Source organism: Thomasclavelia spiroformis DSM 1552 (assembly GCF_025149465.1).
Classification (GTDB): domain Bacteria; phylum Bacillota_I; class Bacilli_A; order Erysipelotrichales; family Coprobacillaceae; genus Thomasclavelia; species Thomasclavelia spiroformis.
In genome coordinates, this window is record NZ_CP102275.1 from 822933 (window position 1) to 838534 (window position 15602).

The window sequence follows — 15602 nt, forward strand, 5'->3', positions numbered from 1 at the left end:
TGGTAAAATAAAAGTCAAAACCTGTCTTTAGAAGTTCTCACCATATTTTTTAGGAACCCTTTTTTCTCAAATATCAAATTATGCCGATTCTATTGGCTTTTTTATTTATTTTTTATGATATTGCATTTTTAATACAATATTATATCAGTTTTATTTATAAAAACAAAAGTAATTAAATAGTAAATATGTGTAGAGTATAGAAATTTGATGTTAATCATGGTAGAATTAAAATGTTTTTTTAGATATTTTTAATAAATAGAAGGAGTAGTGAGATGAAAAATAATAAAGAAGAAAAAGTTACATCAATAAGTACAGAAAATATCTATAAATTAAATGGAAGAGTTCCGCTAAAAAAAGCTATTCCATTTGGCTTACAACATGTACTTGCAATGTTTGTATCTAACTTAGCTCCAGTATTAATAGTATGTGGAGCAGCAGTTGTAAAAGGGAGTGGTGAGCATTTAAGTTCAGCTGAAATTACACAGTTACTTCAATGTGCAATGTTTGTAGCTGGAATAGGAACATGTATGCAGCTTTATCCAGTTTGGAAAATCGGTTCTAAATTACCGATTGTTATGGGAGTAAGTTTTACTTTTTTAGGAAGTTTGTTAGTTATTTGTACAAATCCCAAATTAGGTTATGAAGGAATGGTTGGTGCTGTTATTTTAGGTGGTATTTTTGAAGGATTAGTTGGATTAAGTGCTAAATATTGGAAACGTTTTTTAACACCAGTTGTTTCAGCGTGTGTTGTAATTGCAATTGGATTATCACTTTTATCTGTTGGAATGGATTCTTGGGGTGGTGGAACCGGCGTAGAGGATTTTGGTGCCTGGTATCATATTTTAGTAGGAACATTTACTTTAATTGTATGTCTTGTTTCACGTTATTGGTTAAAGGGTGTTTATAAGAATTTAAATATTTTAGTTGGTTTGATTTGTGGATATCTTTTATCAATTGTTTTTACAGTATTAAATATTGCACCAATGGTTGATTTTTCTGGTATTACTAAAACGATTGAAGAAGTAGGGATTTTTAGTATTCCTCAATTAGTATTCTTTTCAAGTCATCAGCCAATATTTGATTTAGGAGCATTTTTAACGATAGCAATTGTCTTTTTAGTTTCAGCAGCCGAAACAACTGGGGCAACAACAGCAGTATGTACTGGTGCTTTAGATCGTGATATTAAAATTGAAGAATTACAAGGATCTCTTGCAGTTGATGGTTTTTCTAGTGCGATTTCAGGGTGTTTTGGATGTCTTCCATTAACATCATTTAGTCAAAATGTAGGATTAGTTACAATGACACAAGTAATTAATCGTTTTACGATTTTAATGGGAGCATTGATTTTGATTTTAGCATCTTTATTTCCACCACTAGGTGCCTTCTTTAATTCTTTACCACAAGCAGTTTTAGGTGGTTGTACAGTTATGATGTTTGGATCAATTATGTATGAAGGAATAAAAATGCTTAAAAATTGCAAATTTGATGATCGCACTATGATCATTGTTTCTCTTTCATTTTGTATTGGTGTTGGTTTGACTCAAACATCTGGAAATTTCTTTGCAGCTTTTCCTCCAATTATTGGCGATATCTTTAATGGAAATGCAGTTGCTGGAGTATTTGTTGTATCGTTATTTTTAAGCTTATTTTTGCCTAAAAATAAAAAAGATCAAGTCTAAGATCATGAATATTTAGATATATGGTTTTTATTTGATAATAAATGAATTTATTTATCAGCACAAGAAATTGTGCTGTTTTTATATTTTAAAACTAAAATAATTAAAAAATATAAAGAAAAATAATCATTAAAAAAGTATAAGATAATGAGGTGATCAAATTGATTAAACGAATAGATAAAATCTATGATTTTAAAAATGATTTCATGTTCAAACACTCTCTTGGTAATGATCAAGATCCTGATTCCTTTTATTTACTTAAGCTCTTTATTGAAGGTATTTTAAATATCAGCTGTAAATCAATTACGATCTTAAATCTTGATCTTGCCGTTGAAAATATTGAAGATAAAGATATGCTTTTAGATATTAGAGTACAAACCAATACTGGTGATTATGTTAATATCGAAATGTTTTCTAAAAATCAGTATCAAATATATGGAACATCATTATTATCAGGATAGGAAAAAGAAGGAGATGATTATCAAAAAATATCAATCATGTATATCAGATAATCTTTATCGATGATATCGATAAAGCAAACTTAAAACTATATGATCGCTATGAAAGCAGAAATGAAGAAGGGAAGCTTGAAAAATATAATCTACTAACCAGAGTATATGTCCAAATGCCCTATATCAATCTAATTAAGAAACAGAAAAAACTAGAGGAATTCAGTGAAATAGAAAAGGGGATATACATATTTGAAAACGGGATAACCGATGATATAATTAGGTTAAAGGAAGATAACAAGGTGGTAGAGATCATGAAAGAAAAGATAGACAGATTCAATCAAGATGAGCAGTTAAGAGACATGGCATATAAAAGGAGCTTAAATTGCTGGGCTAATGAACGAGACAAACAGGATATGTATGAAAAAGGAAAAGAAGAAGGAATAAAACAGGGAATCATAGAAAAAAGTAAAGAAAAGACAAAACAATTATTTAATAAATATTATCCTAAAGAAGGCGATAGTATTTTAGAGGACTTAAATAATGAACAATATGATAAAATATTTGAAATGATCTTAGATAATCAAAGTATTGAAGAAATCAAAAAAATTTTAAAATAATATTTATTTAAGTCAATGTTATATAAATAAAAAGGGAGTGTAAATAATTTTGTGTAAACTAATCCACCAATGGTAGAATTAAATTAACTGCCAAAGGAGGATTTTTATTATGAGTAAAAAAGATATAGTTAAATATATAATTGATGAGTATGGTGTTACATCACCTACTGACATAACTAATGCATTAAAAGACTTATTAGGTGAAACATTACAAGATATGTTGAACTCTGAATTTGATGAATATATGGGATATGACAAGTATGATCAAAAAACAGATAAAACTAATTATCGTAATGGAACTTACAAAAAAACAGTTAAAACATCTCAAGGGAATATGGATTTAAATATTCCAAGAGATAGAAACTCATCATTTGATTCAGTTATTATAGAAAAACACAATCGTGATATTAGTGATATTGATAACAAAGTTATCAACTTATATGCCCGTGGTATGTCTGCAAGAGATATCAGTGATACTATTAAAGATATTTATGGTGTAGAAGTTAGTGCAGCTATGATAAGTAAAATAACAGATAAAATTATACCTAAAGCTTTAGAATGGCAAAATAGACCATTAGATACTGTATATCCGATAGTCTTTATTGATTGTGTTCATTTTAATGTTAAAGCAGATAATATGGTTACCAAAAAAGCTGCATATGTTGTCTTAGGGGTTAATGAGAATGGATATAAGGAAATACTTGGTATTTGGATTGGCGAAAACGAAACAGCTAAATTCTGGCTATCAGTACTAACTGATTTAAAGAATAGAGGAGTTAAGGATATATTAATTATTTGTGGTGATGGTCTTCCAGGTATTAAATAGGCAATTGAATCAGCATTCCCAAATACAGTACAACAAAGATGTATAGTTCATCTAATTAGAAATTCATGTAAATACTTGAGTTATAAAGATAGAAAAGAATTCTGTAAAGATCTAAGAACAGTATATACAGCATCTACAGGTGATAAAGCATTAGAAGCGCTAGATAAGTGTAAAGATAAATGGGGAGATAAATATCCGTATGCATTTAAGCCATGGGAAGATAATTGGAATGAAGTTTGTAATATGTTTAATTATGTTCCAGAACTAAGAAAAATCATGTACACAACGAATGCAATTGAAAGTCTGAATAGTGCATTTAGAAAGTTTACTAAAATAAGAACAGTATTCCCAACAGATGAAAGTTTATTTAAATCTTTGTACTTAGCTCAGGATAAAATAACAAGTAAATGGAATGTCCCATATGGTAATTGGGGAGTTATATATTCTAGTCTTCAAATCATCTTTGAAGGGAGGCTTTAACGAGAACGTTTACAATTAAATATATTATGATATGATAATTGAATAGGGGCTAAGAATTAAAATCTTTCGCCCCTTTCACAACACCGTGCGTAGGGTTCCCTACACGGCGTTTCATAAGTTTATAGAGTTGTAATAATCTAGTGCACTTATAAATCCGTATATTTTTAATACTTCATTTGTAAGTGTCCTTTTTAGTATGAAGCTATTGGCGATGTGCCAGTAGCTTTTTCTTGTGTTTGCCCATTCCCATGCCTTACTTTTATTAATACCTAGTTTTTGTAAATTTCTATACCTTGTTCTTACTAACTTCCATCTTTTCCAATATATCATTCGTATTCTTCTTCTCATCCATGAGTCTATTTCCCTTAGATGTTTACTCATATTCGCTATCCTATAGTAATTCACCCAACCTGTAATGTATTCTTTTAACTCTTTAGCTAATTCCTTACTTGATATTGGTCGGTTCCTTTTGGTGATTTCCTTTATTCTCTTTTTCATCTTTTCTTTAGATTTCTTGTGAACAGTGATTCGTACATTACCACTCTTCTCTATATAAAATCCAAAGCCCAAGAATTTTATATCAGTAATATAGGCTACCTTTGTCTTCTCTTGGTTCACTTTTACAAATAATTTCTCTTCTAAATATCTTGTCACTGTTTCTTTGACTCTCATTGCACTTCTTTTACTTTTGAATAGTATGACACAGTCATCTGCGTACCTTACAAATCGATTTCCTCTTCTTTCCATTTCTTTATCAAATTCATTAAGATATATATTTGATAATAATGGGCTGAGTGGCCCACCTTGGGGTACTCCTTTTGTAGTTTCTTCAAACTTATGTTTTACTATGACTCCTGCATTGAGATATTTATGTATGAGTGATATAACTCTTCCGTCTTTAATAGTTTGTGACAATATCTGTATAAGTCTTGAATGGTTGACTGTATCAAAGTACTTCTCTAAATCTAGGTCTACTGTATATCGATATCCTTCATTGGCGTATTCGACTACTTTTCTTACTGCTTGATGGGCATTTCTTCTTGGTCGGAACCCATAACTATTGTCACTGAATTGGGGTTCAAATATTGGTGTCAGTACCTGTACTATCGCCTGTTGTATGACCCTATCCGTCACTGTTGGAATTCCTAACTCTCTTTTCTTTCCGTTATCTTTTGGTATTTCTACTCTTTTAACGGCTTGTGGACTATAATGTCCCTCCATGATAAGTTTCTTTAGATAAGACCAGTGTTGTGCGAAATGCGTACGAACTTCTGCGACTTGCATTTTATCTACACCACCACTTCCCTTATTACTCATAACCCTTTGGATTGCCTTTTCTATATTGGCATCCTCCATAATTGTTTCAAGTAACTTCTCATGTACTACAAATCTATTGGTGTTCTTCGTATGTGATATCTCTTGTTTTGATGTAGGATACACTTCTCCACTATTGTCGTATTCCGTACTATCTTCATAGAGTAAGCCTAATGATAGTTGACAGTATCCTATTTTATCTTGAGTATCTTTCATTTCCAGTTCACCTCCTTATGTTCGGTCCTTCGCTAGATAACCATTACAGTTATCATCATCACTACTATGACCTCGGCTGACTTCCTAGGACAAACGTTTCCACCATGATTACATTTTCATCATGTTCCTAGGACCTCCCACGGTAAGACATAACACTTTCATCCTATGTACCCACTATCTTTACACTGCTTATTCCGTCGTACTATTGGACTTCGATTTGTTTAGCAATCTCATCCGATAAGCTTCTGCCTAAAATAGTTCGTATTCCTTGGGTCAGGACTTTGCCTCCAACTTCCTCCCGTTCACACCTTACGATGGATACCTTGTCTTCGGCTAGTGGTTGGTAGTACGAAACCCCCACAGTGGACTTTCACCACCTAGTCTTATGTCATGCGTGGCACACTAAAAAAGTAACTGTATGATTACTCAATACAGTTACCCATCAAATTCTATCATTGGAAATAGACTTTACACAAAATAATTTACAGGCTCAATAAAAAACCAGAAGAAATATTTGATATGACTTCTGGTATTATTTTGATTTAATGATATTGGTAAAAATTTCTATTTTGCTTTTTTAATTGCTTCAAATTGATTTAATAAGTCTTCAAAATAATTAAAAGCATCTTCATATATTTGATCATCTAGCGGATCAACACCGGCTTTTTTCAATAAATCTACTGGTGAAGCACTACCACCAGATTTTAAGAAACTCAAATAATTATCAACTTGATTTTGATCACCTTTTAAAATTCGATTAACAATCGCTAAAGCAACAGTCATTCCTAAAGTATATTTATAAACATAATAATTGTAATAGAAATGAGGAACATAATAACATGACCATCCAACTAATTCATCCATCACTACATCATCACCATAATATTCTTGATTTAATTTAGCATATAAATCAGTAATAACTTTAGAAGATAAAGCCTCATTGTTTTCAGCCATTGTATGTAATTTATATTCAAAATCAGCAAACATCGGTTGTCTAAAAATTAAACCAACACAGTTTTCCAATTGTTCATAAATAAAATATGCTTTTTCCTGATCATCTTTAGCATTATTGATCATATAATTAATTAACAATGTTTCATTAACTGTAGAAGCAACTTCAGCTACAAAGATACGATAACTAGCATTTACTGATTCTTGATAATGATTAGATAAATATGAATGAACACTATGACCAAGTTCATGAATTAAAGTTGATAAAGAATTATAATCTCCAATAAAATTCATTAAAATAAATGGATTAGTATCATAACTACCACTAGAATAAGCTCCAATTCTTTTATTTGGAGTTGGATAATAATCAATCCAACGTTCACTTCTTGCTTTATTTATAATTTCTAAATATTCTTTACCAAAAGGTTTTAAACATTCATTGATTATTTCAAAGCATTGATCAATCGTATATTCTTTTTTTATTGATGATACCAAAGGAATATTTAAATCATAATTATAAAGAGTTTTTTTATTTAAAAGTTCTTTTTTTAAGCGATTATAACGATGGAATAAATGACGATATTTAACATTAGCACTATTTAAAACTTTAAAAAATAAGTCACTTGGAACATCATCATCAAATACACTTGCTTCAAGTGAATTATCAAATTTTCTTACATTAGCATAAAAAGCATCTTTTTTCATTGTACCAGCTAATGTTTGCGCAAAAACATTTTCAAATCGTTTATATTCTTTAAAGAAATTAGTATATGCAGTTTTTCGCACTTTATCATCTTTGCTCTTTAAAAATTGATTTAAAGTAGCATTATTTAAAGTTTTCATTTCCCCATTTTCTTCGACGTTTTCATATTCAAGACGAAGTGCGTCAAAAACTTGGCTAGAAATATCAGCAATACTATCAGCCTTAGCTAAAAGTTCTTCTTGTTCTTTTGGTAAAATATGTTCTTTATAAGATAATAAAGAATTTATTTTATATGCATATTTTTCTAATTTTGAATCTTTAATATATTCTAAAACTTTTGTTTCATTTTCAATCAATTCATTATCAATAAAAGATATTTGAATTGAAGAAGCTTCTAAAACACCAATTGTAGAAGTCATCATAGTTTGATACTCTTGATTATTTGGTTCAACATCACAGTTTAAATGTGCAAAACAATATAACTTATTTATAAGTCTTTCAACAGTATCTTTTGTTGATAAGAAATTATAAAAACTATCAATACTACTACATATTTTTCCTTTATAACTAACTAAATCATTAATTAATGATTTAGCTTTTTCTAAATCTTGATAAAATGTATCATGATTATCATAGATTGTAGATAAATCCCATTTATCTTTTATATCAATTTTTTCTCTTTCCATACATTTTTCTCCTTATATAAAATAAAAACCCTATCAATTAGATAGAGTTTACTAATTTAGCTAATCTTGATTTTTGTCTGCTAGCATAGTTTTTATGATGAATTCCTTTTGAAACAGAAGCATCTAATTTTGATGCAACAATGTTATAAGCTTCAACTGCTCCATCTTTATTTCCAGCTTCAACTTCAGCTAATACTTTTTTAATTGCAGTTTTTAATGCTGATTTATAAGAAGCATTTTTTGCTCTTTTTAAGTTATCGTTTTTATAACGTTTGATTTGTTGTTTCATATTTGCCATGATCTTTCACCTCGCTTTATTCTTGCCTCTACATTATATATAAATAATTGATTAAAATCAACTTTTTTTTGAATTAGAGATGATAAATTAAAGAAAAATGTATTAAATATGGATAAATGGAGATATTTATGGTAGGTGATAAGATGGATTTTAATAATATACGTAGTGATTTAGCTGGTGAATCATTAGATCAGTTAGAAAGTGGAAAACATTATAATAAAGAAGAATATGCAAATGATGGAATCAAAGTTGAAAAAATAACAATTTTAAAAGAACATCAAAGTATCAATCAAGGTATCGGTACATATATTGAAATAAGTTTTAAAAATTATTTAAATCAACAAAATATAGTTAATGAAGTAGTTAATAATTTAAAACCATTAATTGATAAAATAGATTATCCTAAAATACTAATGGTTGGCTTAGGTAATCGCTTTTTAACAAATGATGCAATTGGACCTAGAGTATTAAGAGATTTAAAAATAACTCATTATCTTGATGATGAAGATAAGCTATTAAACCACTACTATGATATTTTAGCGATAGCTCCAGGGGTAAAAGTACAAACAGGAATGGAATCTAGTGAAATTGTAAAAGCTTTAGTTGATCGTGAAAAGATTGATTTAGTAATTGTTGTTGATGCTTTATGTGCTAAAAATTATCATAAATTAGCTCATGTAATTCAAATTAATGATGTAGGAATTAGTCCAGGTAGCGGGATTGGTAATCATCGTAAAGCAATTACTAAAGAAACGATTGGGGCAAATGTTATTGCAATTGGAGTGCCTACTGTAATTTATGCTAGTAGTTTAGTTAGGGATGTATTGAATTATACAATGGAGTATTTTGGGGATAGTTTGAATTCTGTAAATAAGTTAAAAGTTGGCAAACGTGATAGTTATAAAGGGAGTTTAAATGAAAGTCAAAAAGAGATGATGCTAGGACAAATTGGAAAACTTAATAGTAATGAATTGGATTTGTTATTTAATGAAGTATTGAATCCAATTGATTGTAATTTTGTTTTAAGTGATAAGCAAATTGATGAACAATGTGAGGTTATGTCTAAAATAATAAGTAAAAGTATTAATGCGTTAAGGTACTAATTACTACATTTCACGCATACAATTAGTTGTATAGTATAGTGGGTGATGTAGATGAGACTAAAAAATACTTTTTTGATTTTATTGAAATTAGTTGTAATTGTTGGTTTGATTGTTTATTTACCTAGTAAAGTGTCTTCTCCTTCAAAGGCACAAGTTATTAATGCAATTGATAATTCTAATCAGGTAAAAGCAAGTTATCAAAATATGGAATCTAAAGTTGTAAAAGATAAAAAGATTCATATCTATAATACTCATCAAGGTGAGGAGTATGATGGATATAATGTTGTTTTAGGAGCAAATTATTTAAAGGATTGTTTAAGTAGTCAAGGATATCAATGTGATGTTGAATCTAATGATTTTGAAGGATATAAGGCTGTTCATAATATTGCCTATAATAAATCATATAGTGTTTCAAAAATGTATTTGGAACAAAGCATTCAAAGTAATGGAGGATATGATTTAATTATTGATTTTCATCGAGATTCAATATCTAAAGAATTATCGACAATTAATCATAATGGTAAATCGTATGCTAAAATTATGTTTGTTGTTGGTAAAAGCAGTGGCAAATTTGATGCTGTTAATCAGTTATCACAACAATTATCTGATATTGCTAATTCAATTGTTCCTAAAATAAGTCGAGGCGTTTATGTAAAACAATCTCATTATAATCAAGGAACAAGTGATAATATGGTTTTAATTGAAGTAGGAGCCCAAAGTAACACTAAAGAAGAAATCCAAGCTACAGTAGAAGTTATTGCTAGTGCAATAGGGAAATATTTAGGATAATGAAAAGTTTTTTAATTGATTTGTGTTTAGTTGGTTTGCTTTTGTTTTTAATTAATGGATTATTTGGTGATTACGGGATTCAAAAAGCCATGTTTGAACAAAATATCGTACAATTTGAAGAAGAAATAAAGGAACATCAGCCAATTACAACTGATTATGGAACTACTAATGATAATGAAGAAAACACATTATCATTAGTAGTAAAAAAAATTAGTGATATTTGTATTAAAATAATTGAGACTTTAGTATTGATTATTTCTAATATTATTAGTACACTTTTATAAGAAAGTGGTGATTAAATGGAAAATGTAAAAATATTATTTATGGGTACTGCAAGTTTTTCTAGCTGTGTACTAGAAAAACTTTTAGAAACTAATTATAACGTTATTGCAGTAGTAACTCAGCCTGATCGTTTAGTTGGTCGAAAAAAAATATTAACGATGCCTGAGGTCAAAGAGGTAGCTTTAAATCATGATATCCCAGTATATCAACCTCAAAAGATAAAAAAAGATTATCAAGATTTATTAGATTTAAAACCTGATCTAGTAATTACAGCAGCTTATGGACAAATGATTCCTGAAGCAATTTTAAACTTACCTAAATTAGGATGTATTAATGTTCATGCTTCCTTGTTACCAAAATATCGTGGTGGAGCCCCAGTTCATTATGCAATCATTAATGGTGAAGAGGTTACTGGAGTAACAATTATGTATATGGTTAAAAAGATGGATGCTGGAAATATTATCAGCCAAGAAGAAGTTAAAATTGCACCTGATGAAACAACTGGCGAGTTATATGATCGTTTAAGTAATGTCGGGGCAAAGTTATTAATTGAAACATTACCAAGTATTATTAGTAAAACTAATGATTCAATTGAACAGGATGAAAACTTAGTTACATATGCACCAGTAATTAGTCACGAACAAGAAAAGATTGATTTTAATCAATCAGCTAAGCAAGTTTATAATCATGTTAGAGGATTGAATCCATGGCCAGGAGCTTATACTGTTTATCAAGATAAAGTAGTTAAAATTTGGGCAGGTTCAATACATAATTGCCAAAATGCAACAAAACATCATGGTCATCAAGAAAATGGAACGATTGTTAAAATTTTTAAAGATGCGATTGGTGTAAAAACAGGTGATGGAATTTATTTAATTACGGAATTACAAATTGCTGGTAAAAAAAGAATGCTTGTAAAAGATTATTTAAATGGTAATAATATTTTTAAAGTAGATACTAAATTTGATTAATGGTACAACAATTTGTTGTACCATTATTTTTAGGAGGAATTGATTATGACAATGGTAGAAATAATAGAGTTAAAGAAAAATAATCATGTCTTAACAAAAGAACAAATTCATTTTATTATTAATGGGTATTGTAATAATAAGATCCCTGATTATCAAATGAGTGCTTTTTTAATGACAATATGTTTTAATGGGTTATCTAAACAAGAAATATTTTTATTAACTGATGAAATGATTAATAGTGGTAAAATAATGGATTTAAGCAAGATTAAAGGAATTAAAGTAGATAAACATTCTACAGGTGGTGTTGGTGATAAAACAACATTAGTAGTTGGACCATTAGTAGCAGCTTGTAATGTTCCTGTAGCTAAAATGTCAGGGCGTGGTTTAGGACATACAGGCGGAACGCTTGATAAATTAGAAGCTATTCCTGGTTTTGATATTCATCTAGATGAAAGTAATTTTATTAAACAGGTCAACGAGATTCAACTTGCTATAATTGGTCAAAGTAAAGAATTGGCGCTTGCTGATCAAAAAATATATGCTCTTAGAGATGTAACAGCTACAGTTGATTGTATGCCTTTAATTGCTTCTTCAATTATGTCAAAGAAGATTGCTTCAGGTAGTGATGCGATTTTATTAGATGTAAAATATGGAAATGGTGCTTTTATGAAAAGTATTGATGAAACTGAAAAATTAGCTCAAACAATGATTGAAATTGGTAAGTATTTTAATAAAGATACAAGAGCAATTATTTCTAATATGGATCAGCCTCTAGGTAATACAATTGGTAATAGTTTAGAAGTTATTGAAGCTATTAATACTTTAAAGGGAAAAGGACCTAAGGATTTATTAGAATTATGTTTAAAAACTGCTAGTTTAATGCTTCTTCAAGCAAAAAGATGTAAAGATGAAGTTGAAGCAATGGCATTATTAAAAAAAGTTCTTGAAAGTGGAAAAGCTTTAAATAAATTTAAAGAAATGGTTAGCTATCAACATGGTGATATTAGATATATTGATAATCCTGGTTTATTTAAATTAGCCAAAAATATTATTCCTGTTAAAGCTAAAACAAATGGTTATGTAAAAAAATTAGATACCAAAGCTTTAGGAATTATTTCAATGAAACTAGGTGGTGGTCGATTAACTAAAGATGATATAATTGATCATAGTGTGGGAATTGTTTTAAATAAAAAAATAGGTGATAAATGTAATAGTAACGATGTTTTAGCTTATTTGTATGTAAATAAAGAAATTGAAGAAACATTAATTGATGAAGTATATAATGCCTATCAAATAGTTTGATTTTTTAACAAAAAATTGATACTAATTGAAAAAATCCTTGTATAATATAATTGTGGGAGGTTAAAAATGGGAAAATATTTATTTTTTGATATTGATGGTACATTTTTTAGTAAAAAGACTATTAAAGAAATTAAACAGACATGTAAAAATAGTCATAAAGCTTTTAAATGTACGAAAGTACCAATATCAATTATAAAAGATGTAAATGATATTGGATTTAATGATATTATTGCATCGACTGGTAGCTTTGGTAATGAATATATTTTGGAGAATTATATTAATCAAACGCCAGGAATTCGTGAGTTTTTTAATATCGATATTTTTTCAAGAGATACTGATAGTTATATTAATGGTAAGATTATTCGAAAGGATTGCACTAAAAAAGATGTAATAAAAAAAGATTCAATTGCATTTGGTGATAGTATGAATAACTATCAAATGATTAAAATAACTGGTTATGGAGTTGTTTTACACTTGGCTTTTGATAAATTAAAGACAATAGCTGATAGTACATTTGATAAGCCTGATATGATGGGATTTATATAAGTATGAAAGAATTCAAACTAAGATAAATTGGAGATAAAATTTGTCAGTTGGACTAATCTTGAAACAAATTAGAAAATTAAAAAATATTTCACAAAAAGATATTGCTGAAATATTGAATGTTAGTATAAGTTCAATCTATCGTTTTGAAAATGGTGGAAAGATCAGTTTTGATAATTATCTTAAGTATTGTGTATATTTAGAGGTATTTCCATGTATACCTTTGATCATATGTAATAATGATAAATTATTGCTTTTATACCATAAAATCTATCAATCTAATTTAAATAGAGAAATGAAAGATTTAATTTTATCAATACTTGTTCAGGAGTTAAGTGAAGGAATATTACAACACATTGAACAAATATTCTTTAAACTAGATGCAAAAATTAAGGACGATAAGATTAAGATAATTTAATATAGTGAGATATTTATACGAGATAACTATGAGAAATAATTAATAAAATTATTTCTTTTTTTATAAAAAATTATGTTATTAAAAACGATGATATACCTAAATATAAAATATTTATCCAAAATTATTTATATTAAGATGAAGATGTTTTGTGGAAAGAAAAATCTGAAAAAGGTAATTTTTTAGTAAAGATGGCCAAAATTATTTTTTATTTTGGTTTGATATGTATTTTTATTTTTTGAAAGTATGATAATAATGGCTGAACCACTACTAGCTTTTTTTAGTATTTGGAATATTATTTGTGCTAATCGGTTATTATTTATTATATGTTGAATTTTTAAAAGAGCATTGATAAGGAGCAAGACGATTTATATTGTGATAGATTAGAAGTTAATTATTAAAGTGGGAAATGATATTAAAATGTATCAAGCAAATGAGTTATCATCGATGAAAATACAAATGTATAAAATAGAACGATTTATTTTTTATTATCTTCCTACCGTAAGTATCGCAGTTACTCTTATTATATCTACTACATTCTTGAAAATCTTCCAAATATAATGATGCTTTAAATAGAATAAAAGAGGGCTCGAAGTAATTAATAAGTATTTGTAAAAACCGTCAATCTTTTATGATATATTGACGGTTTAAGATATTTAAAAATTTATGTTAAGGAAAACTAAAATAGTTTCTTTTTATATCAATTAAAATAATAATTTAAATGTTTTAATTAATTTAGAAAAATAAGTAGCTTTTTCAACATCGTTATCACTATATAAATTATAACTAGTAATTTCTTTGTCATCACATAATACAGTTAAAGTAGCTACTATATCACCTTTTTTAACTGGTAACAAATTATCTTTATAAACAATCTTAGTTGTATATTTTTGATCATTAGCTTTTGCTTTAATATAAGCAATATCTTCTTTACAAACAACATTGATAGTTAAATTATCCATTTTATCTACAACATGTTTTTCAATTATACTATCTTTTTTATAAATAATTTCACGTTTATAATTATTTAAACCATAGTCAAGCAAATTACACATTTCTTCATTTCTTTTCTTAGGTTCACTTTCTTTCATTACTACACCAACTAATCTTTGTCCATCACGTTTAGCAGTAGTTACAAGACAGTATCCAGCTTCTTTAGTATATCCGGTTTTTAAACCATCAACCCCATCATATAACTTTAATAATTTATTTGTATTTACAAGCCAAAAGCTTTGTTTAGTATCTTCTCTTATATAACTATCATATAGAGAAGTAACACTTAATAACTTATTGCCGCCTATTTTAATTAAATATGAAGCCATCATGGCAAGATCATAGGGGCATGTATAATGATTATTATCGTGTAAACCAGTAACATTTTCAAAATGTGTATTTTTTAAATTAAGTTCTTTGGCCTTTTGGTTCATCATTTCAACAAATTTATTAGTACTTCCAGCAATATACTCACTTACTGCAACACTGGCATCATTAGCACTTGCAATAGCAATTGATTTAAACATATCTTCTAATGACATGTTTTCACCTTCTTCTAAATATACTTGAGAACCACCCATGCTAGCAGCATATTTAGATGTTGTTACTTGATCATCAAAAGATATTTTTTTATTATTTATTGCTTCAAACATAATGATCATGGTCATTATTTTAGTAGTTGATGCGGGAAAAAGTTTTTTATCAGCGTTTTTATCATAAAGAATTTGTTTAGAATCAGCATCGATTAATATGGCACCACTTGCATTTGGGGTAATGTCATTTTCGATTGCTTGAAGATTAGTTATTGGTAGTAAGCTGATGATTAATAGAAATATTAATAGTTTTTTTATCAATTTAATCGCCTCAGTAATTAATATGTCCAAGTTTGATAAAAATACATATATGATTGATGATAAAAATATTTTTATTGTAGTTAATATTCTAGTTTTGTCGAAAGCATTTATTCATGATTTTAAAAGTTGTA

At 28.2% G+C, this 15602-nt stretch carries 14 protein-coding genes and 1 pseudogene; 11 read left to right on the forward strand and 4 right to left on the reverse strand.

The window, feature by feature from the left end; genetic code table 11:
- Positions 1–272: 272 nt before the first annotated feature.
- The 4 genes and pseudogenes from NQ543_RS03700 to NQ543_RS03715 all read left to right on the forward strand — a co-directional run bounded on the left by NQ543_RS03700 (position 273) and on the right by NQ543_RS03715 (position 4051).
- Positions 273–1679, forward strand: coding sequence for a uracil-xanthine permease family protein (locus tag NQ543_RS03700; protein ID WP_004610357.1), 1407 nt, complete (start codon positions 273–275; stop codon positions 1677–1679).
- 149 nt (positions 1680–1828) lie between these two features.
- Positions 1829–2137, forward strand: a complete 309-nt coding sequence (locus tag NQ543_RS03705; protein WP_004610358.1) for a PD-(D/E)XK nuclease family transposase — start codon at positions 1829–1831, stop codon at positions 2135–2137.
- Positions 2138–2439: 302 nt separating this feature from the next.
- Positions 2440–2745, forward strand: coding sequence for a hypothetical protein (locus NQ543_RS03710; protein WP_039904528.1), 306 nt, complete (start codon positions 2440–2442; stop codon positions 2743–2745).
- Between the two features lie 109 nt (positions 2746–2854).
- Positions 2855–4051: pseudogene (locus NQ543_RS03715) on the forward strand (IS256 family transposase).
- A 111-nt stretch (positions 4052–4162) separates the two neighbouring features.
- On the opposite strand, the gene ltrA reads toward NQ543_RS03715, so the two are convergent.
- From ltrA to rpsT, 3 genes are all read right to left on the reverse strand, one after another.
- The gene (ltrA, locus tag NQ543_RS03720; protein ID WP_004608658.1) at positions 4163–5581 is read right to left on the reverse strand and encodes a group II intron reverse transcriptase/maturase; all 1419 of its coding nucleotides are present in this window, start codon (positions 5579–5581) and stop codon (positions 4163–4165) included.
- Between the two features lie 564 nt (positions 5582–6145).
- The gene (gene pepF / locus NQ543_RS03725) at positions 6146–7921 is read right to left on the reverse strand and encodes an oligoendopeptidase F (RefSeq protein WP_004610362.1); all 1776 of its coding nucleotides are present in this window, start codon (positions 7919–7921) and stop codon (positions 6146–6148) included.
- A gap of 37 nt (positions 7922–7958) precedes the next feature.
- A complete protein-coding gene (gene rpsT / locus NQ543_RS03730) occupies positions 7959–8219 on the reverse strand; it encodes a 30S ribosomal protein S20 (RefSeq protein WP_004610363.1) in 261 nt (86 codons plus the stop codon).
- Between the two features lie 128 nt (positions 8220–8347).
- Between rpsT and gpr the strand changes: the two genes are divergently transcribed.
- The 7 genes from gpr to NQ543_RS03765 all read left to right on the forward strand — a co-directional run bounded on the left by gpr (position 8348) and on the right by NQ543_RS03765 (position 13627).
- Positions 8348–9322, forward strand: a complete 975-nt coding sequence (gene gpr, locus NQ543_RS03735) for a GPR endopeptidase (protein WP_230197311.1) — start codon at positions 8348–8350, stop codon at positions 9320–9322.
- A 51-nt stretch (positions 9323–9373) separates the two neighbouring features.
- On the forward strand, positions 9374–10111 hold the full coding sequence (gene spoIIP / locus NQ543_RS03740; protein ID WP_004610365.1) for a stage II sporulation protein P: 738 nt from the start codon (positions 9374–9376) through the stop codon (positions 10109–10111).
- Positions 10111–10395: a hypothetical protein gene (locus tag NQ543_RS03745; protein WP_004610366.1), complete on the forward strand. Its 285-nt coding sequence runs from the start codon at positions 10111–10113 to the stop codon at positions 10393–10395. Before spoIIP ends, NQ543_RS03745 begins: the two co-directional genes overlap by 1 nt.
- Before the next feature lie 15 nt (positions 10396–10410).
- Positions 10411–11364, forward strand: a complete 954-nt coding sequence (fmt, locus tag NQ543_RS03750; protein WP_004610367.1) for a methionyl-tRNA formyltransferase — start codon at positions 10411–10413, stop codon at positions 11362–11364.
- 45 nt (positions 11365–11409) lie between these two features.
- Positions 11410–12666 (forward strand): pyrimidine-nucleoside phosphorylase, encoded by a 1257-nt coding sequence (locus NQ543_RS03755; protein ID WP_050752823.1) that lies wholly within the window; start codon positions 11410–11412, stop codon positions 12664–12666.
- 66 nt (positions 12667–12732) lie between these two features.
- Positions 12733–13212 carry an HAD family hydrolase gene (locus NQ543_RS03760; RefSeq protein ID WP_004610369.1) on the forward strand — a complete coding sequence of 160 codons (480 nt, stop codon included), beginning with the start codon at positions 12733–12735 and terminating at the stop codon, positions 13210–13212.
- 40 nt (positions 13213–13252) lie between these two features.
- Positions 13253–13627: a helix-turn-helix domain-containing protein gene (locus NQ543_RS03765; protein WP_004610370.1), complete on the forward strand. Its 375-nt coding sequence runs from the start codon at positions 13253–13255 to the stop codon at positions 13625–13627.
- Between the two features lie 701 nt (positions 13628–14328).
- On the opposite strand, the gene NQ543_RS03770 is transcribed toward NQ543_RS03765, so the two are convergent.
- Positions 14329–15471, reverse strand: coding sequence for a D-alanyl-D-alanine carboxypeptidase family protein (locus NQ543_RS03770; RefSeq protein ID WP_004610372.1), 1143 nt, complete (start codon positions 15469–15471; stop codon positions 14329–14331).
- Between the last annotated feature and the right edge of the window lie 131 nt (positions 15472–15602).